The organism is Microbulbifer aggregans (genome assembly GCF_020524005.1).
In the GTDB taxonomy this organism is placed as follows: domain Bacteria; phylum Pseudomonadota; class Gammaproteobacteria; order Pseudomonadales; family Cellvibrionaceae; genus Microbulbifer; species Microbulbifer aggregans_A.
Window position 1 is genome coordinate 448,500 of the sequence record NZ_JAIVKK010000003.1, and the last position, 19,003, is coordinate 467,502.

Annotated in this window: 13 protein-coding genes; 5 read left to right on the top strand and 8 right to left on the bottom strand. The window is 56.3% G+C overall.

Annotated features, from left to right (window positions below; all coding sequences use genetic code 11):
- The first annotated feature begins 297 nt into the window (after window positions 1-297).
- From LC093_RS06815 to LC093_RS06830, 4 genes are all read left to right on the top strand, one after another.
- On the top strand, window positions 298-852 hold the full coding sequence (locus LC093_RS06815; protein ID WP_226663517.1) for a GbsR/MarR family transcriptional regulator: 555 nt from the start codon (window positions 298-300) through the stop codon (window positions 850-852).
- A gap of 60 nt (window positions 853-912) precedes the next feature.
- Entirely contained in the window at window positions 913-2,316 is a 1,404-nt protein-coding gene (locus tag LC093_RS06820; protein ID WP_226663518.1) for a cytochrome ubiquinol oxidase subunit I, read from the top strand.
- On the top strand, window positions 2,313-3,347 hold the full coding sequence (gene cydB / locus LC093_RS06825) for a cytochrome d ubiquinol oxidase subunit II (RefSeq protein WP_226663520.1): 1,035 nt from the start codon (window positions 2,313-2,315) through the stop codon (window positions 3,345-3,347). Before LC093_RS06820 ends, cydB begins: the two co-directional genes overlap by 4 nt.
- 186 nt (window positions 3,348-3,533) lie before the next feature.
- Window positions 3,534-3,923, top strand: coding sequence for a c-type cytochrome (locus tag LC093_RS06830; protein ID WP_226663521.1), 390 nt, complete (start codon window positions 3,534-3,536; stop codon window positions 3,921-3,923).
- Window positions 3,924-3,968: 45 nt separating this feature from the next.
- Here LC093_RS06830 and pelA read toward each other — a convergent pair whose 3' ends face one another.
- From pelA to LC093_RS06865, 7 genes are all read right to left on the bottom strand, one after another.
- Complete coding sequence (gene pelA, locus LC093_RS06835; RefSeq protein WP_226663523.1) at window positions 3,969-5,171, bottom strand: pectate lyase; 1,203 nt, start codon at window positions 5,169-5,171, stop codon at window positions 3,969-3,971.
- A gap of 187 nt (window positions 5,172-5,358) precedes the next feature.
- Window positions 5,359-7,800 (bottom strand): hypothetical protein, encoded by a 2,442-nt coding sequence (locus LC093_RS06840; protein WP_226663525.1) that lies wholly within the window; start codon window positions 7,798-7,800, stop codon window positions 5,359-5,361.
- Complete coding sequence (locus LC093_RS06845) at window positions 7,800-8,441, bottom strand: hypothetical protein (RefSeq protein WP_226663526.1); 642 nt, start codon at window positions 8,439-8,441, stop codon at window positions 7,800-7,802. Before LC093_RS06845 ends, LC093_RS06840 begins: the two co-directional genes overlap by 1 nt.
- A 280-nt stretch (window positions 8,442-8,721) precedes the next feature.
- Complete coding sequence (locus LC093_RS06850; RefSeq protein WP_226663528.1) at window positions 8,722-9,384, bottom strand: response regulator; 663 nt, start codon at window positions 9,382-9,384, stop codon at window positions 8,722-8,724.
- Window positions 9,385-9,421: 37 nt separating this feature from the next.
- Window positions 9,422-12,580 (bottom strand): two-component regulator propeller domain-containing protein, encoded by a 3,159-nt coding sequence (locus tag LC093_RS06855; protein ID WP_226663529.1) that lies wholly within the window; start codon window positions 12,578-12,580, stop codon window positions 9,422-9,424.
- A gap of 296 nt (window positions 12,581-12,876) precedes the next feature.
- Window positions 12,877-14,004, bottom strand: a complete 1,128-nt coding sequence (locus tag LC093_RS06860; protein ID WP_226663531.1) for a PepSY-associated TM helix domain-containing protein — start codon at window positions 14,002-14,004, stop codon at window positions 12,877-12,879.
- 85 nt (window positions 14,005-14,089) lie between these two features.
- A complete protein-coding gene (locus LC093_RS06865) occupies window positions 14,090-16,216 on the bottom strand; it encodes a TonB-dependent siderophore receptor (RefSeq protein WP_226663533.1) in 2,127 nt (708 codons plus the stop codon).
- Between the two features lie 229 nt (window positions 16,217-16,445).
- Between LC093_RS06865 and LC093_RS06870 the strand changes: the two genes are divergently transcribed.
- Complete coding sequence (locus LC093_RS06870) at window positions 16,446-16,691, top strand: YdcH family protein (protein WP_226663535.1); 246 nt, start codon at window positions 16,446-16,448, stop codon at window positions 16,689-16,691.
- 90 nt (window positions 16,692-16,781) lie between these two features.
- Here LC093_RS06870 and LC093_RS06875 read toward each other — a convergent pair whose 3' ends face one another.
- Window positions 16,782-18,986: a S9 family peptidase gene (locus LC093_RS06875; protein ID WP_226663537.1), complete on the bottom strand. Its 2,205-nt coding sequence runs from the start codon at window positions 18,984-18,986 to the stop codon at window positions 16,782-16,784.
- Window positions 18,987-19,003 lie beyond the last annotated feature (17 nt).

The following is a 19,003-nucleotide window of genomic DNA, read 5'->3' on the forward strand; positions in this document are numbered from 1 at the left end:
CTACCGGGTAGAGCTTTGTGAGACACGAGCTAGGCGCCCCCCCCTAAACCCATCCATGGGGGCTCGGCTGCGGCCGTCCTGGCCGCAGACGGTCTCACAAAGCTCTACCCGGTATCGGTACCTTCGCGGCGAGTTCAGCTCATCGAATATCATCACGCATAGCACCAATTCCCTTTCCCCTCCTACCCCCGCCTCAAACTGATCGACTGCCACAAATCCGGAAAATAGCTCCCCCACAGTTGACACAAGTCAATTAGCGTTTAGAATTTTCAGAAATTTCTGAAACTTAAGAAAAAGATGAAACTTTCGAACCAGGCACAAGCGTTCGTCCTGCATTTTGGGGAAATGGGCAGCCGTTGGGGATTCAACCGCACCGTGGGACAGATGTTCGCCCTGCTCACCATCCATAGCGAACCGCTGAATGCCGACCAGCTCGCCGAAGCGCTCAAGATCAGCCGCGGTAATGTGAGCATGGGACTCAAAGAATTACAGGCCTGGCGCCTGGTGGAGCTTCACCACCAGCCCGGCGACCGCAAGGATTACTTCACCGCAGCCGGCTCCATCTGGGACCTGGCGCGCACCGTATTCGAGGAGCGCCGCAAGCGTGAGCTCGACCCGACCCTGACACTCCTGCGCCAGCTTTTACTGTCCGATCCCCGCGACGAACAGGAAGCGCTGGCGCAGGAAAAAATCCAGGAGGTTTACAGCCTTCTGGAGATGCTCGACCAGTTTGCCAATACCCTGAGCAGGCTGGACCAGAAGGACCTGCTCAAACTGATGAAACTGGGATCCGGCCTCAGCAAACTGCTGGAGCTGAAATCCAAAGCCAGCGGTGGCTCCCGTAAAAAATAGGGCGTAGCAGGAAATCAATGGCGCCCGGCCCGGGCGCTGTCAGTGTTTTGTGAGGTGCTCATGCTGGATACACTGATCCTTTCGCGAATACAGTTCGCGGCCAATATAAGTTTTCACATTCTCTTTCCCACCATTACCATCGCGCTCTGCTGGATCCTGTTCTTTTTCAAGCTGCGCTTCGATCTTACCGGCAACCCGGTGTGGATGCGGGCCTACCGCTTCTGGGTAAAAATCTTTGCCCTCACCTTCGCCCTCGGCGTCGTCAGCGGTCTCACCATGTCCTTCCAGTTCGGAACCAACTGGCCGGGCTTTATGGAAAAAGTCGGCAATATCGCCGGCCCGTTACTGGGCTATGAGGTACTCACCGCTTTCTTCCTCGAGGCAACCTTCCTCGGCATCATGCTGTTCGGCATCAACCGGGTTTCCAGCCGGCTGCATACCATTTCCGCATTGATTGTCGCCGTCGGTACTACCCTGTCGGCGTTCTGGATCCTTGCGCTCAACTCCTGGATGCAGACGCCCACAGGCTACGAGATCCGCGATGGCGTGGTGCACGCATCAGACTGGATGGCGATCATCTTCAACCCCTCATTCCCCTACCGCTTTGTGCACATGCTGCTGGCTTCCGGGCTGACCGCCGCCTTCTTTGTGGCCGGGCTCTCCGCCTACCGGATCCTGAAAGGGGACCACAAGCAGGCGCCGCGGCTGGCGCTGAAGACCGGCCTGATTGTTGCCGCGATACTGGCACCGGTGCAGGCCTTCGTCGGTGACCTGCACGGTCTCAACACCTTTGAGCACCAGCCGCAGAAAATCGCTGCCATGGAAGGGGTCTGGGATACCGAAGAAGGCGCGCCACTGCTGCTGTTTGCGATTCCGGACGAGGAGCAACGCACGAATCATTTCAGTGTCGGCATCCCCAACATGGCGAGCCTGATCCTCACCCATGAAACCGACGGCGTAATTCGCGGGCTGAACGAATTCGAGGGCGATCACCCGCCGGTCAAACCGATGTTTTTCGGTTTCCGCATTATGGTCGGCGTCGGCCTGCTGATGCTGGTCACGGCCTGGTGGGCGATTTTCCTGCTGCGTAAACGCGGCGAGCTGCCGACCTGGATGCTCAGGGTATTGGTAGGCATGACCTTTTCCGGCTGGGTAGCGACGCTCGCCGGCTGGTATGTCACCGAGGTCGGGCGCCAGCCGTGGCTGGTCACCGGTATTCTGAAAACCGCCGACGCGGTCACCCCGGTAGCGCCCTCCCATGTCGGCCTTTCCCTGACCCTGTATCTGGTCACCTATGTGGTACTGATGTGGGCGTATATCCATACGCTGCGGGTAATGGCACTGAAGTCGGTCAACGTTGAAGAATTCGAAACCAGTGAACCGGTTGCCGACGGCAGCCTCACCAACCTGCCCCGGGAAGCATCCCTCAATTTTGGCCATAGCACTCAAGGAGGTGTTCAATGAGTGGCGCGGTAACTGATATTGCCAATATGGCCGGCACTGACTGGCTGCCGGTAGTGTTTATCGGCCTGATGGGGCTCGCGGTCGTGGTCTACGCGATTCTCGATGGCTACGACCTGGGCGTCGGTATCCTGCTGCCGATGGGCGAGGCCGACGAGCGCCAGCGGGACATCATGATCGCCTCAATCGGTCCTTTCTGGGACGCCAACGAAACCTGGCTGGTACTGGCCATCGGCCTGCTGCTGATTGCCTTCCCCACTGCCCACAGTATTGTGCTGACCAACCTGTATATTCCAGCGGCGATCATGCTGATCGGCCTGATCATGCGCGGTGTGGCATTCGACTTCCGCGCCAAGGCGGCGGTGGACCACAAGCTCGCGTGGGATCGCACCTTCAAGCTCGGCTCCCTGATCACTACCCTTGCCCAAGGCTACATGCTGGGGCAATACGTCATGGGCTTCGACAACAGCTGGTCTGCATTTTACTTCTGCGTACTGAGTGCCTTAGGGGTGACCGCGGCCTATACCTATATCGGGGCAACCTGGCTGGTGATGAAAACCGAAAACGCCCTGCAACAGCGTGCAGTACAGTGGAGCATCCAGGCCGGGCGCGCTGCCCTGGTGGGCGTGATCGCGGTGTGCGTCGTCAATCCGCTGGTGAATCCGGGGGTATTCGACCGCTGGTTTACCTTCCCGCTGGTGATGTTCGTGCTGCTGATACCGACGCTGTGCTTTATCGCTTTTATTAGCAACGACATCCTGCTGCGCCGCCTGCCGAAAGCGGGGGACCGCCATTGCAGCCTGCCGTTCTATACCGTGGTTGGGATTTTTATCCTGAGTTTCACCGGCCTGGCTTTCAGCTTCTTCCCGGAAATCGTGCCGGGCCAGCTGGATATCTGGCAGGCCGCCAGTGCACGGGAATCCCTGCAATTTATTCTAGTGGGCGCGGTGATTGTTGTGCCGGTTATCCTGCTGTATACCGCGTTTTCCTACCGGGTATTCCGCGGCAAGGCGACGGACCTGCACTACTACTGAGTGAACTTGCGGTGCGGTAAAAACTGAGTACGTTGCTACCGCATCGCCAGCCCGTTAGTCGGCGGTCATCAGGCGAGCCTTATCGGCCTCACATTTTCGATACTGAAGTCTTCGCCGGTATATCCAGTCTGGCTGATATCGAGTTAGGATGCGGGGACAGGCATTTTTGGCAACAGGATCTGTTACATGGACTTTCGAATTTCCGCCGGCGTACTGTGCGCCGCAATCTCATTCAGTGCAGTTGCTTCAGCGCAGGATACCCAGAATCTGGTCGAACTGGGCGCGCATACGTTTGCCGATAATTGCCAAAAGTGTCACCAGATAGACGGCTACGGAGAGGAAGCGCTTTACCCTTCACTGCGCGATCCCCAGTTACTGGCGAATAAACCGCTGTTGATCAAAACCATATTGCACGGACGGACCGCACAACAGGCCGACGGTACAGAGGAGCCCCGGATGCCGTCCCTGGACTACCTGACCAACCGCGAAATCACCGCACTTATTGCCTTTATATCGAAGAGCTGGGGTAACGAGGTATTGCTGGTCAACAGTGAGGACATTACCCAGGCCCGCTAACAGGTACTCCGCAACTACGCCGCGATCTATAAAGTCGCGGTGAACTTATGGCTGGGGTTTCTTTTTCCACTTCCTGAACTCCTTGAGCACTTTGTAGGGCCGCTCGGTATACCAGCCATACCCTGCACGGCGCTCTTCGGAAACCTGGTTCAGGTCGAAATACACTTCCCCATTGCGATCACCGAATACCGGGCGGTCGCTGTCGATATCGTAAAAGCGCGCCCACAGCGGGCTCGCTTCTTCATCAGTGATCAGTTCCTTGTAGCTGTGCCCGGCACGCTCATAGCGGAAACCGTTGATCTTGCGCGCCTCAAACCATGCGACGGCGCTTTCAATCGCGCGTGCCACCGCCGGCGGCGGGTTATCCAGGCTCATCATGAACAGCACCAGGTCGGCACTTTCGCTGGTGGCCAGCGCGACCGGCTCGAAAGCTCTTGCGGATGTCGGCAGCAGGGTCTCGGCATCGTGTTGTGCGCCCCAGATCGTTGGCTCGCCATCGATGGCTACCTGGGTATCCACCAGCATCTGTAACCCGCGCGCCAGGCTCGCCCGCGCCTGTTTTTGCAAAGGCTCAGGAACAAATGCGAGACGCGCATCACCCCGCGCTACAGCCCCCACCAGATTCAGCAGGTTGGCAATGGCATCGTCATTGAACGTGATGTCATCGTGATATTTTCCGCGCAGGGGGAAGGTCTGCGGCCAGCCGCCATTCGGATACTGGGCGGTAATCACCAGTTGCAGTGCGCGCAGGGCGGAGTCGCAATAACGCTGCTCACCGGTGGCATTGCACGCGTTCACCATCACCCAGAACTGCACACTGGTGGCATAGTTGTCGAAAGTGGGCACATAGTCCTTTTCTTTGCCGAACTTCTGCCCGGGCTTGCGCGGCGCACTTCCCATGTCCGTTCGTTTGGACCAGCCGCCGGAAGGGGTCTGGAACGACAACACCACATCGGCAATATGCCGCCCCTCTACACTGGCAATAAATTCGGCATTACTGGTTGCCCGTTGGGCATCGAAGCCAAAGCGCTTGGTCGCGGGCGCGTCCAGGGGCTTCTTCAGCCCGGCCTGCTGTACTTCCGCCTGCAGTGCCTTTTGATCCAGCTGGTAGAAGTGCTCGGACAGGGCCCGATACTCCTTCATATTCCCGGCAACTTTGACGGATTCCACGGCATTGATGTCACCGGAGCACCCCGCAAGAAGCGCGAGGGAAGCAAAGACGGCGGTCAGCGGTTGGCGAATATTCACACGGGCACCCTGTCAGGCAGAATTTATTATTTGGTCTTACCAAATGCGATGCTATCAGACTCAATTCCCGTGTGAAACCCGCGCGCCGGGGCACGCGCAGTGTTCAGCAGCAGTCGCCAGAAACAAAAAACCCCGGCGCAAGGCCGGGGAATCAACAACAATGAAAGGATTTACTTCAGCACTAGTCTCAGTCGAGGAACTCACAGCGACCGACTTCAGCCCCTGCCGTGACCGCGTCGCGCAACCCGCCGGGGAAACCGACCTGTTGCGATACACCGCCATTGCAGACATACACCTGACTGAGGTCGATATACCAGGAGAAGGAATAGCCCGCCAGACCGCCAGCGATTTCCTTGCCGGAGGCACTGATGGAAATCGGGTTATCCAGGGGCAGGTTGTCCATTTCCACCACACCCTGCTTTTTCAGGAAGTCGGCAAAGTGCATCCAACCAACACCTTCGACCCACAGAGCGCCGGCCAGGCCCAGGAAGAAGTTACCGGCACGACCGACCATCACACTGCCGTCATCGCTCATGTCGAATACGCTGACCGGCACAGCGCCCACCGCGTCGGTAATTGCTTCCTCACCCAGGAGGGTACAGAAGTCGCGCCCGAGGAACTTGTACGGCAGGTCGTGACACCAGCGCAGGGAGCCGGTATTGATGACCGCGTCATCACCGAGCCCCTTGTAAGGGTTCCAAAGCAGAATGCCATCCGGGCTGGTCAGGGCCACCTTGCTGCCATCGTAGTTGGCCGTGTTGGCATCGGTCGCACCGAACGCGTCACCCGCATGGAGTAACGGACCTTCCTTGACCCAGGCCACCGGGTTGCCGAAGCCGGCGATCCCCACCACCACATCACCGTTACCGGAAATGGCGTGAGCGCGTACAAACTGGGTGCGGGAAATATCCAGGCCCTCGGTGCTCAATTCGCGCATGCCGCCTTTGGTATCCCAGATCCAGGGAACAATCTCGCCCATGAAGGAGCGCTGGCAGCTGCCGTCGCCATCAACATCCTTGTAGGCAAGGCCAACCGCCGTCTTGCCATCATCATCCAGCGCCCAGGAACTGGCCGCCGTTTTTCCGGTATCGCCGCTGCCACCACAGGTATTCCCGTTCAGGTCACCCAGGGCGATATCACCTTTTTCCGACCAGATGACGGGCTCCAGAATACCGTTGCCATTCGTGTCTTTTTCGACCAGCATTTTCTGGCCATTGCGACTCATGGCGCCATTGCCCGGTACATACTCCGGCGGCAGGATATTGAAGCCTTTGTTGATATCCCAGGTGAACGCCGTGGTACCCACATGACCAGCGGCAAATTTGCCGTTCTTGGACATGTCGCGGATAAATGCGGCCACTACCGGCGTAACCTGTACGCCTTTGGTGAAACCATTGAAGTAAAAATCCGCTTCCTTGGTTACGCCCGCTTCCGCAAGAATCGGCGTCGCATCACAGGCATCATCGCTCAACGGGTCACTGCTTTCGGCAACATTCCAGTATTCACCAACCGATGCCAGAGCCTGTGGTGTGGTCGGATAACCGCCGGCAACGATTTCTTCCAGGTAAAGCACATAGGACTCGCCCGGTGTCAGGTTGCGAATCGTGAAACGACCGTCGGGCCCGATTTTCCCCTGGGTTGCAGAACCGGTCATATCCGATATCGCATCGAACATGGGGTTATCCACGTTGCGCGCAATCACATTGATACCACTGTATTCCGTAGAGCCGTCTTTCAGACGCAGCACCCCGGAAATTGTGCCGGTGGTCGACGCATAGTCCGCAGTCGGGTAAAGATTGGAAATGGCTGCGATATCGTCCGGATGATCGACCGTGCTTTGCTCTGCTCCCGCCTGGCCGCTGTGATCGATAAACGGGAACATGGTTTCAATAATGGCAGGGTCCGCATTATTGGCACCGTAGGCGGCGGGGTAATCGTAGCGGTGAACCGGCTCCACTCCGCAGCCTTCTACCCCCGGGTAGTTAGGTGCGTAGGTATAGCTCATATAGGCCATGGAACCATTCACCTGGCTGTGGGACAGGTTGATCGCATGGCCGAATTCGTGGGTGAAAACCCCCGCAACCCGGTTGCCATCGATATCGTCGTCCCACACATTCCAGCCATTCATTACTGCAGTGGCCTCGATGATGTGGTTGTTTTCATCGGCCCACTCCGGGAACGCAATCCCCAGTACGGACTCTTTCGGCACCCCGAAATAGTCTTCCAGAATCGAGCCGTCGCCATCGTAAAGCACGAAGAAACCATAGCCATTCTCAACACCATACAGTGACGTGGCATTTTCGCCGGTTACATCGGCAATACCGGTGATAGTCTCAACACTGCCAACGATCTCTGCAGAAAAAGTGGAGGTGGGTACATCGCTCCAGTTTTTAAACGCATGCGCGGTAATTTCATCGGCACGCTCGATGGTGATAAACGGGGTCTCCCCATCGTAGTCCATGGTAAAGGCATCACCGCCATCGGTATAAACAGGAATCGGCCCTCTACTGGTGTCCCAGGTGTACGGTTGCGGCGTAGAGTCATCGGTGGTGTACAGGGGGCCTGCGGCATAAACGGCATTCGCGGCAACGGCGAAGCCAATGGCCGTCATCAACTTGGTCGTTTTCATTATTTCATCTCCCCTTTGCCAATCCAGTCTTCCGCGACAGCGCGGCCGACCAGATCCATAAAGGCAGTCGCATCAACGGCCCCCGGTGAGGTCAGCATATTGATCTGTTCTGCATTCAACAGTTTTTGATTGATATCAACGCCATCAAAAAGTCCGATATTATTGAACTGGTTCACCAGCTTTCCGTTTTCCAGTCTCAGTTTTCCCTGGGCCATGCCAGCGGTAGTCTGCAACCCGGTACGGCTGGCCTTTTTGAACATAAACGCCACCACATATTCGTCTTCCTTCCAACGCGGGAATCCCTCAGGTGATATCGCCAGCAGTTGATGGCCATTGGCAGCGACTTTTGGCTTTAACAGCCCAAACTGTCGGAAGGTATAGCTTTGTCCGTCCTTGACTTTGCCCTTGGCTACAGACCCTACGGCAATAGTCACTTCGGTATAGGGGACTCCGGAAGCATCAATCCCGTCACTCACCGCAGTTACCGTTCCGGAAATAATGGAATCAGCACTTTGAATCAATTGCGTCAGGTTCTGAGATTTGAGCTTGGTGGCATGTGCCATAGGCACAGACAGTAAAACCAGAAGCGCGGCGGCCAGCGCGGCCACAGGCTTGCGGCACAGCAGGAGATATTTCAACACTTTGCGTTCCTCTCTTTATTATCAATAGTGAGCCCGCAGAAAAAATCGACGGCAAGACGGCGTTACTCTTGCGGTCATTTCGATATCTGGACACGGATACAGTAAAGAGAGGTTCCCGGACAGAGATATAGGGGAAACCCCGATATTTCATCATGTGTGAAACAGTTTTCTTTTTTTGGCCTGAAGAAAATCAACTGTGAAAAATAATGGTGAAAAAAATGGCGCAAAAATTTTCCCGGCACCAATTTGGTTCAGCAGGAAATTGGATTTCGAATTGAAATCACATTTCGGCAGAAATAATCCCAACACGCATTGCAAATCGGACCAATCCCGGAACATGGTAAATCCCCAGGCGATCCATCAGCTGCGCCCGATGGGCCTCCACAGTTTTCACACTGACGTTGAGATTGGAAGCGATATCCCGCGGGCCTAACCCTTCGGCTATTTGCTGCAATATCTGGCGCTGCCGCGGGGTTAGGATTTCCTGAACCGAAACCCCATCCTGTGCATGTTGAATAAAGTACTGTATTTTTTCCGCATTGATTGCCGAGCATAGATAGTCCCTGCCGCAGCACACGGCCTGCAATGCCGCGGCCAACTCATCGAATGCAGAATCCTTGAGCAGGTACCCGGAGGCACCGCTCCCCAATGCGCGGGCGACATACTCCGGCCCCGAATGCATGGAGAGAATCAACAGCCGTATGTCCGGATAAGCCTGGCTGACCTGCTGTACCACTTCCAGCCCGTTGATGCCCGGCAGAGAGATATCCAGCAGCAGTACATCGGGCAGTGTCGTGTGTACCAGCTCCAGCGCTTCCAGTCCGTCGCCACACTCACCGACGATTTCGAAATCATTCAGGTCATCCAGTAATGCCCGAATGCCCGCACGCATTAGTGCATGATCATCTACCAGCAGAATCCGTTTGTTTTTAATCCCTTGCATGCTCTTCCCCGACATACGCTCCCTCACATACGTTCTCTCACATGGGCAGCACGGCGCTGACCCGACAGCCCCTGCCAGGCCCGGAATCAAAATGCATTTCTCCCCCTACACTGCGAGCCCTTTCCAGCATCCCCAATAGCCCCAGGTGCTCGCCCCGCTGCACACGATCCCAGGCTTGTACCGGGTCAAAGCCGCGTCCATTGTCACTTACCACCAAGGTGACCTGCCCATCGCTGCCCTCAAGAAACACTTCGATTCGCCGGCAATCGGCATGGCGCAGCGCGTTGCTCACCGCTTCCTGAACCAGACGGAAAACTACCGTGCGAATCGATCTGCGCACTTCTGTTACCTTGCCGACAGCATTCAGCCCAATATCGATTCCCGTGCGATCGGTGACCGAGTCCAGATGAACTTTCAGCGCTTCCGCCAACCCAATTTCATCCAGAAGCGGCGGACGCAGCGTTAATGAAATATTTCGCACCTGCCCGATCATACGGTCAAGCATGGAGACAGACTCATTTAAACGCTGTTGCTGTTCTCGGCTATCCGTTGCCCTCCCCACTCGCTGTAGCGATATTTTTGTCGCCGTCAGGGTTTGTCCAAGCTCATCGTGCAGCTCCCGCGCAATATGCTCCCGCTGCTCCTCTTTGGCCGATTGCAGCCTGCCGGTGAGGTTGCGCAGCCCTGCGTGGGCCTCGGCCAACTGGCGGCCGCTGATTTCGGCCTTTTGCAGCGCCCCTTCACGCTGTTTACGTAACTGCTCCAGAACCTGATTGCGCCGGCGAAGTTCACGCATGCGAAGGTTATGTAAAGCAAGCGCCAGCATGATCAACAGCGCTACAGCCCCGCCCCGAAACCAGGTCGTCATCCAGTAAGGGGGCACAACGTTAAGCTGTAACGCCGGAGACTCATTCCAGCTACCGAAGACATCGCGCCCGCGTACGCTCAGCTGGTGCGCTCCAGGTGAAAGCTCCAGTAGAGTCAGTTCCCTGCGCGCCCCCAGGGGCAACCAGGGTTCAGAGGAGCGCAGGCGGTACTCGTATTGATGGGTGCCTTGTGCAAAATCAAGAGAGGCAAAGGAGACCGAGAGCATTTTTCCCCAGTCGAGCTCCACCGACTCCACTGCCATCGCCGGCCGTGTTTGGATACCGCTGTTTTCCGTCGCGCGGGAAAGTTCGACCAGCCGAACCGGGCTCGGCTCACGCTGAATCCACTCAGTGCCAGCAGGAATCGTCACCAGCCCGTTGATACCGCCGAAATACAGGCGTTTTTCATCCCGGGCTGCGGCACGTGCATTGAAGTGGGTAACCGGTAGCCCCGATTCTGCCACGTGGTGTACCAGCAACCCGGTTGCCGGTTGCAATCGCGATAACCCCCGCCGTGAACTCAACCAGATGGAACCGTCATCGTCTTCGACTATCCCCATCACCCCCGGTGCCAGCAGCCCATCGCCCTGTCCCCAACGCCGTAGCAAATGCAATTTCCGGTCAGCCCCCAGCTGCAAGCGGTGCACACCTCCACCATCGGTACCAACCCAGATATCATCGGCCCTATCCCGGTAAAGTGCCGTGACATTGTGATGTCCCAGCCCTTGCTCCTCACCAAAACGCAGGCACCCCCAGGGCTTGGTATTGCAGAGATTGAGCCCATTGGATCGCGTCCCGACGAGCAACAGGTTTTCTCCGAGATCCAGTAATGCGGTGATGTAATTACCGCTCAGCGAGTCGGACTGCTCGGGAATATGTGTCCGCCTTTCGAATGTCGAATGACCGGCCGGCAACACGAAAAGGCCGCTACCGCCAACGCCTACCCATAAATCACCCGATTGACTTTCCAGCAAGCTCGTCACATAACCTGCGCCTAGTCCCTTTCCGGAATCCGCATTGATCAGGCGGTGGCTGCCATTGGAATCCAACTCCCACAGCCCGTGATTACTGCCCGCCAGGGTCTGTCCATTGCGGCGCTGTAATACGGAAAGAATACCGTCTGAACTCAATGCAGTTGTGTGAGTGGTCGCCTCTTCCACAGCCAATCCGTCATCACTGAGACGTTGCAGCCCGCCACCAAAAGTGCCGACCCAGGATTGTCCCGCGCTGGTTGCCATTACCGCCGTCACATTGCGGTGACGCAACTGCCCCGCCTCATTTCCTGCGTGCAGCCAGCCGTAAGTATTGCGGTTCAGGCGGGCCATATACACGCCATTGCCCCAGGTGGCGATCAGCAGCTTGTCGCCACTAAAGTGCAAAACCAACTGGGGAAGTGCCGGCAACTGTCCGTCTTCCCCGAGAGGCTTTGGGTTGGCAACCTCCACCGCGCCAGTCGCGGGGTCATATATCAGGACGCCCCGCGCCATCGTCGCAATCCAGAGCCGACCTTGCGGCCCCCACTCCAGCGCCAGCACGGTCGGATGCACCTCCCCGCCCAAATCAACGAGCTCGCCCTTCCCCTGAGCAAAGTCCAGCTGTACCAAACCACCGCGGGTTCCCGCATACAACGTTGACGCTCCCTGGCGAGCGAGGGCAAAAACACTGTTGAGATCCTCGGCGCCCGCAGTCATCCCGGTCAGATCAAAATGATCGAAACCCAATGCTCCCTGCTGCCAGCGATTGACGCCACCACCCACTGTGGCCACCCACACCGCTCCGCCGTCCGGCTCACCCAGAACGTCGTAAATGTAATCGTGGGAAATGGAGCGGGGCTGCGCCGGGTCGTGAACAAAGCGGGTAACGCGGCCGGAAACCGGATCAATCCGGTTCAGGCCGATCTGGCTGCCGGCCCAGATTTGCCCCTCCGAGTCCTGGGCCATGCCATACACACTGTCATGGCTTAAGGTATGTAGGTTTGCCGATGCGTGGCGTAGATGGGTAAAAGAATCTGTGCGGGGGTCGTAACGGCTGAGACCGCTGGTATTGGTGGCAATCCAAATAAAACCGTCGCGGTCTTCAAATAGCCAGCGGATATCGTTGTCGGGCAAGCCGCTACCGCCAGTGGGAAGAGGTACAGCCTGGTAACCATCGTAACGGAAGAGACCTTCACGGGAGGCAACCCAAAGGAACCCGTGGCGATCCACCAGTAACGAGGTGGCCACCTTGATATCCAGCCCCTGCCCTGCTCCTAAAGGATAAAAATCCAGGGGCTGGGCTTTGAGTGGAAAAGGCAATATAAGCAGCAGAAAAGCCAGGCTTTTCCAGTACATCGGCCGTCCCCTTGGTTGTTGTTATCCGCTGACGACAGACAGTGCCTCCGCACACAGGCGGTACAGGCCAGCCTTTATTCTATGTAGTACGGCAGTACAAAGCCCGCGATTGGCGTCACAGTTTTTAAACACGGGGAATTTGAAATGGCAGCAGCATTCCAGGGAGGGCCAACCGGAAAATAAAGAAATTTCCGCCAAGCTACTTCGACGCGAACAGCTTGATGAGACTCAAATAAAAAAGCCGGGAGGCCCCGGCTATTCAACAAAACAATTTTCGCGGGAAGCACGCGCTTCCGTCAGCCTGCTGTCGCCGCCAGTTGTGCAGCCTTGGTCCGGCGTTTTTCACGTGCTGTGCGGCGTTTTTCGCGGCGCTGGTACCAGATATAGATACCGGTGATGGATAACAGCAGAGGGGAAAGGCCGATCACACACCAGATGACCTTGCTCACGAGACCGGCAAAATTTCCAAAGTGCAGGCGGCGGTAGCTGTCCACAATCTTCGCGCCCAGGGAGGCGTCGCGGATGTCGTAGCTGAGCATGTGCTCGCCGCTCTGTGCGTCGTAGGTGACATTGCTCGCATATTCGCTGATCAGCGGATTGCCGGTGTGCACATCGCCCCAGAAGGTGAAATTGGTACCCGGCTCCCAGGGAAAGGAGATATAGGTGGTCTCGAAATTCTGGATGCGATTGCCGGCATCCTCCATAAACCCTTGCAGCGAGAGGTCGTCGTTGTACAGGCGCGCCTCCATTTTGTGATGCGCATGTCCGTCCGCGTGCTCCTCCAGCTCGTGGGCAAAGTGCACAATGTTCCACCAGGCCCCGGTAAACCCCAGGATCAGTAAAACCGGCGTACCAATAATGCCCGTCATTTTATGCAGGTCGGAGAAGTAGACGATCATCCGCGCGTTCCAGCGCAGGGTGAAAAAGCTCTTCCAGAATTTCCGATACAGGATAAAACCGCTGATGCCCAGCAGACACAGCAGAATCGAGAAAATACTGGTAATCAACATGCCCCAGTCATCCAGCAACAGGGTGTAGTGCAAATTGAGCAGCCAGTCGGTGAGATGGTGGGTCAGGCCCATGGGGGGGCGCAGTGGTTCACCGGTGTACTGGTCCAGCAACGCATAGGTCCACTCGTCGGTGCCATGCTGCATGGTATAGACGAGATCTGCGCGGTCTTTGTCCTGAAACAGTGCCCAGCCCACCACTTCGTACTGGGGAAAGTTACTGTGCATGGACAATTCCAGCGCGTCCAGGCTCAGGCGCTCACGGCCAGCGGATTCCACCCGTACCTTGTCGGCGAGCAGCATGGAATCAATCTCGTGCTTGAACACCAGGATGCTGCCGGTTACGCAAATAACCAGCAGCGGCACAAACGCGACCAATGCCATCCAGCTATGCAGTTTGAACAGGATTTTATTCATGGTTTCTTGACGGTTTTAAAAACACAAACGGGGCGACGGTATTCAGGCCCGTCGCCCCAACAGCTTTTCTGAATGCCTTACAGAATCAGTAGCGCCAGTTCACCGATGCGCTGAAGTTGCGCGGTGCGGCATAGAAGCCCTGGTCCCAGTACAGGCTGCTGATGTATTTTTCGTCGGTGAGGTTTTCACCATTGAGGGAAACACTCAGCTGCTCGGTCACTTTGTAGTTGGCGAACAGTTGCAGGGTGGCATAGGCTTCCTGCTCGATCGTGAAGCCTGTGGCGTGAGTGCGAGAAATATCATCCTGCCAGTTCAGGCCGCCACCGACTTTCAGGGCATCCAGCATGGGTGGGCGATAGCTGGCATACAGGCGTACCGTCTGTGCCGGGATAAAGTCGCGGTTCAGACCATTGCCCGCCTTGTTGTCGATATTGACCTTGGCGTAGCTGAATTCCATATTCAGGCCGTCGGTGAATTCGCCACTTACGGTCAGATCAAAGCCGTTGCTGTCATAGTCGCGGCCTTCGTAATAATCAATCAGGATCTGGTCGTTGTTCGGATCTTCCACCTGCCCTGCAAATTCCGCCACATTATTCTGCTGGGTCTGGTAGTAGGCCAGGGATGCGATCAGCTTGCCCCCCAGGAACTGCCCCTTCACACCGACTTCATCGTTCACCCCTTCGGTGGGATCAATAAAAGTCAGGTCTTGTGCGACATCGTCCTGCGCGGCGAAGGTTTCAGTGTGGCTGGCGTACAGGGAATAGTTATCGGTTACCCGATACACCAAGCCGGCGTAGGGCAGCACCTTGCCGTCCACCTCAGTGACTTTGCTGGTACCGTAACCTTCGCCATCAGCCTCCCAGTTCACCACGCGGGCGCCGCCCACCAGGCTCAAACTGTCGGTCAGCCTGAAACGGGTGGCAGCAAACACAGCGTTCTGCGTTTCATTGAAATCACTGCCAGTCAGGCCATCGGTATACACCGGCTTGACTGGGGTCTGACCAATCCACTGAGTAAAATCGCCGATCCAGGGGAAACCATTGGTGTAGTCGTACAGGGAAACTTCTTCCGTAGAACCTTCAGACCAGTTGTAGCCGAACAGCAGTTCGTGTTCCCGGCCCAGCAGGCTGTAGGTACCGGAAACACGCAGGTCAAACACATCCTGACTGCCATCCTGGGTATAACCGCTGGCGTAACCGATCAGACCTTCTTCGGTTTCACGGTCAGGCAGGCTGTACATGTACAACAGCTCGCTATCGCCCTCGAGATCAGAAGAGCTGTAGTAGCCCTTGATTTTCCAGCCATTGGCAAGCTCGTGCTTCAACTCGGCAAAGACTTCTTTTTCGATATTGTCCCAGTAAGCCCACTCGGCGGCAGTGGAGGCGGACACGTCGTAGTTGGTCGCGGAGCCATCGGCGTACACCAGTGGCAGCGCACCCCACATCGGGCTGTCGGCCAGGCTGCTCTGGTAGCTCGCGCCCAACGTCAGTTGGGTAGATTCACCCAGGTCTTTTTCCAGGGCGCCATACACCACGGATTTGTCCATCGCGTAGAAGTCCAGGTAGGACTCACTGTCGTCCTTGGTCATCACCACCCGGCCCCGCAGGCCATCGCTCAGGGTACCAGCGACATCGCTTTCCAGGCGCAGGCTGTTCCAGGAACCGGCAATGGCACTGAAAGACATTTGCAAATCGTCAGTAGGACGCTTGCGGACCATGTTGATGGTGGCGGAGGGATTGCCGGCGCCGCTCATCAGGCCATTGGCACCGCGTACCACTTCGATACGTTCGTAGATGGAGGTGTCGGTCTGCCCCATACGGAGGCCATAGGTTGCCGGCAACCCTACGCCGTCAACCTGGAAATTGGTCACATCAAAACCGCGTGAGGAGTAATACGTTCGGTCGGTTTCAACGCTCTCAACCTGAATACCCGGCACCGCAAGCAGCGCGTCGTTCAGGTTGTACATGTTGAAATCGTTCAGCTGGGTGCTGCCGATGGCGGATACGGATTGCGGGGTGTCCAGAATCGACAGACCGAGACCGGTAGCGGTATCCATGTCCTCAACCAGATAAGAATCTACCTGCTCGCCCGTGACCTCCACATTTTCAAGCTGTTCCGATTTAACCTTCGATTCTGCGGCAATGGCGCCATTGGCCAGGCACAGCGCAGAAGCCAGCAGTGCACGAGAGAAGATTCGCGAATTGATTTGCATGGATGTTTCCCCAGATTGACCCCAAAACTGGGACGCAAGTCTAGGTCACGAAAAATATAAATGCAACTCGTTATCATTTGCATAAACGTTATCTTGCACGCCATCTGTCATGCAATCTCACGCAATGCGACAAACTGTGGGACTTCTGGCGTACAAACAAACCGCTAAACTTAAATCAGGGAGTACCCTCAACATCGTTGTACCAATCAACTACCTGGAGATCACGCCCATGCCCATTCGCGCTCACACCCTGGAAGCCGACTTCCCCGAATATTCCGCAACCATCCGCCAGCTGCGCCAGGAAGATCTGGATTTCAAGATAGAGAGCGACGACTACAACAAACTGGACAAGGAAATACGTGGGCTGGAAGAGCGCGGCATCACCACCGACGACAACCATTTCAACGAGCTGAAGATTCGGCGCGCGCACATGAAAGACCAACTGTACCGACGGCTCAGGAATGGGCACGGATAACCCTCCCCGACACCGGGACAAGCCGGCAATAAAAAAGGGCTTCGCTATGCGAAGCCCTTTTTGTTCGATATCACGAAACCCAGTATTAACTTACAGGTTGCGGTCAAAGAAGTTTTTCATCATCTGGTGCCAGTGCTTGCGGGTCTCTTTACCACGCAGGCTGTGTTTCTTGCCCGGGTAGGTCATCAATTCAAACTGCTGGCCATCGTCCTGCAACTGCTTGATCAGGCGGGTGGTGTTGGTAAACAGCACATTGTCATCCGCCATCCCGTGGTAAATCAGCAGTGAGCCTTTGAGGTCTTTCGCATACGGGAATACCGATGATGCCTCGTAGGCTTCCGGCACCTGGTTCGGGTTGCCCATATAACGCTCGGTGTAGTGCGTGTCATAGAGCCCCCAGGCAGTCACCGGCGCACCGGAAATCCCCGCCTTGAAATAGTCTCCGGCCTTGAACATGGTCATCAACGCCATATAGCCACCATAGCTGTGACCGTAAACGCCGATACGCTCCGGATCGACAAATGGCAGGGTGCGCAGGAATTTAACCCCGGTTACCTGATCGTCCACCTCGACGGAACCCATTTTCTTGAAGATCGGATCTTCAAATTTCTTGCCGCGGTTGGCGGAGCCACGATTGTCTACGGTAAAGACCACATAGCCCTGCTGTGCCATGTACTGGTTAAACGGGCGATCCCAACCGTTGGTAACCAGTTGCGCATGCGGGCCACCGTACAGGAACACCATGACCGGGTAGGTTTTTTTCGGGTCAAAGTCCGCCGGCTTGTACATGCGGTAGTACAGCGTATGCCCTTCCGGAGCCTTGATGGTGCCGAATTCAGGCGCGATCCAGTCACTCATGTACGGGTACAGCGGGTGACCTTTTTCGACCTTGTTTTCTTCCAGCCAGGTGACGCGCTTGCCATCAATGCCGTGCAGGCTCACCTGTGCCGGTGTCGTCGGGTTGGAATAGGTGTCGATATAACCGGATGCATCACCGGCAAAGGCAATGGAGTGCATGCCGGCGCGGGAGGAAATCTTGTCGATGCCTGATTTGCCGTCGAGTCCGGTCACATACAGATGTCGCTCCAGGGGCGTATCTTTACGGCCGCTGAAATAGACCTTGCCGGCTTTCTCGTCTACTGCTTCCAGCTTGTCGATCGCCCAATCACCGTCGGTGAGCTGTGCAAGCTGCTTGCCGCTGAGATCGTACAGGTACAGGTGCTTGAAGCCGTCCTTTTCTGATGCCCAGATAAAGCGGTCGCTGTCTTTCAGGAAACGCAGGTCTTTATGCAGGTTCACCCAGGTATCACTGCGCTCGGTCAGCGCGGTGCGGGTCTTGCCGTTTACAGTATTTACAAACCGCAGTTCCAGTTTTTGCTGGCTGCGATCCTGCCATTGATAGGACAGCAGGTCGTTGCGCGCCCACTTGACCCGGGGAATATAAATATCTTCGTTTTTGCCGAGATCCAACCAGCGGGTTTTACCGCTGGCGAGATCCAGAACTCCCAGCTTGATCTTAACGTTGGGGCGTCCCGCAGCCGGGTAGCGCTGCTGGATCATGTCGATGCGATCCGCATAAATTTCGCTGCGGGTCACTTCGTCCACCGGGGACTCATCCACTTGCAGATAGGCAATCTGCTGTTCATCCGGCGACCACCAGTAGCCGGTCATACGGCCCATTTCTTCCTGGGCGACAAACTCCGCCATACCATTTTTGATCGCGCCGTTTTTTGAGCCGCCGTCGCTGGTGAGCTGGCGCTCCTTACCGGTCTTCAGGTCCACCACGAAAATATTCTGGTCGCGGATAAAAGATACGAACTGCCCTTTGGGCGATACGCGCACATCGGTTTCGAAGGCTTCGGTTTCGGTCAGGCGTTTCGGCTTGGCGTTGGCTACGTCGTAATAGAAAACATCGCCGGCCAGCGGGAACAGCAGGGACTTGCCGTCTTTCGACCAGCTGTACTCCATGATGCCACTGCCAAAAATTCGCTGGCGCTCACGACGGGCTTTTTCCTCGTCGGAAAGGTTCTCCTCGCCTTTGTGCAGCTTGTCGGAGTTGACCAGCATCCGGGTTTCACCGTCCTTGAGACTGTATTCCCACAGGTCGTAGCGGTTGTAATCTTCTTTGCGGCCCTGCAGGAAGGTTACCCGGCTACCGTCGGGGGAATATTGCAATGCGCGGGGGCTGGCACCGCTCAGGGCTGGATCGGAGAATATTCTATCGATCGTCAACTCTTCAGCAGACGAATATCCGGAAATCCCGGCAAGGATCAGGGGGAGAACAAGACGCTTCATAGTTTTTGGAATCGGTT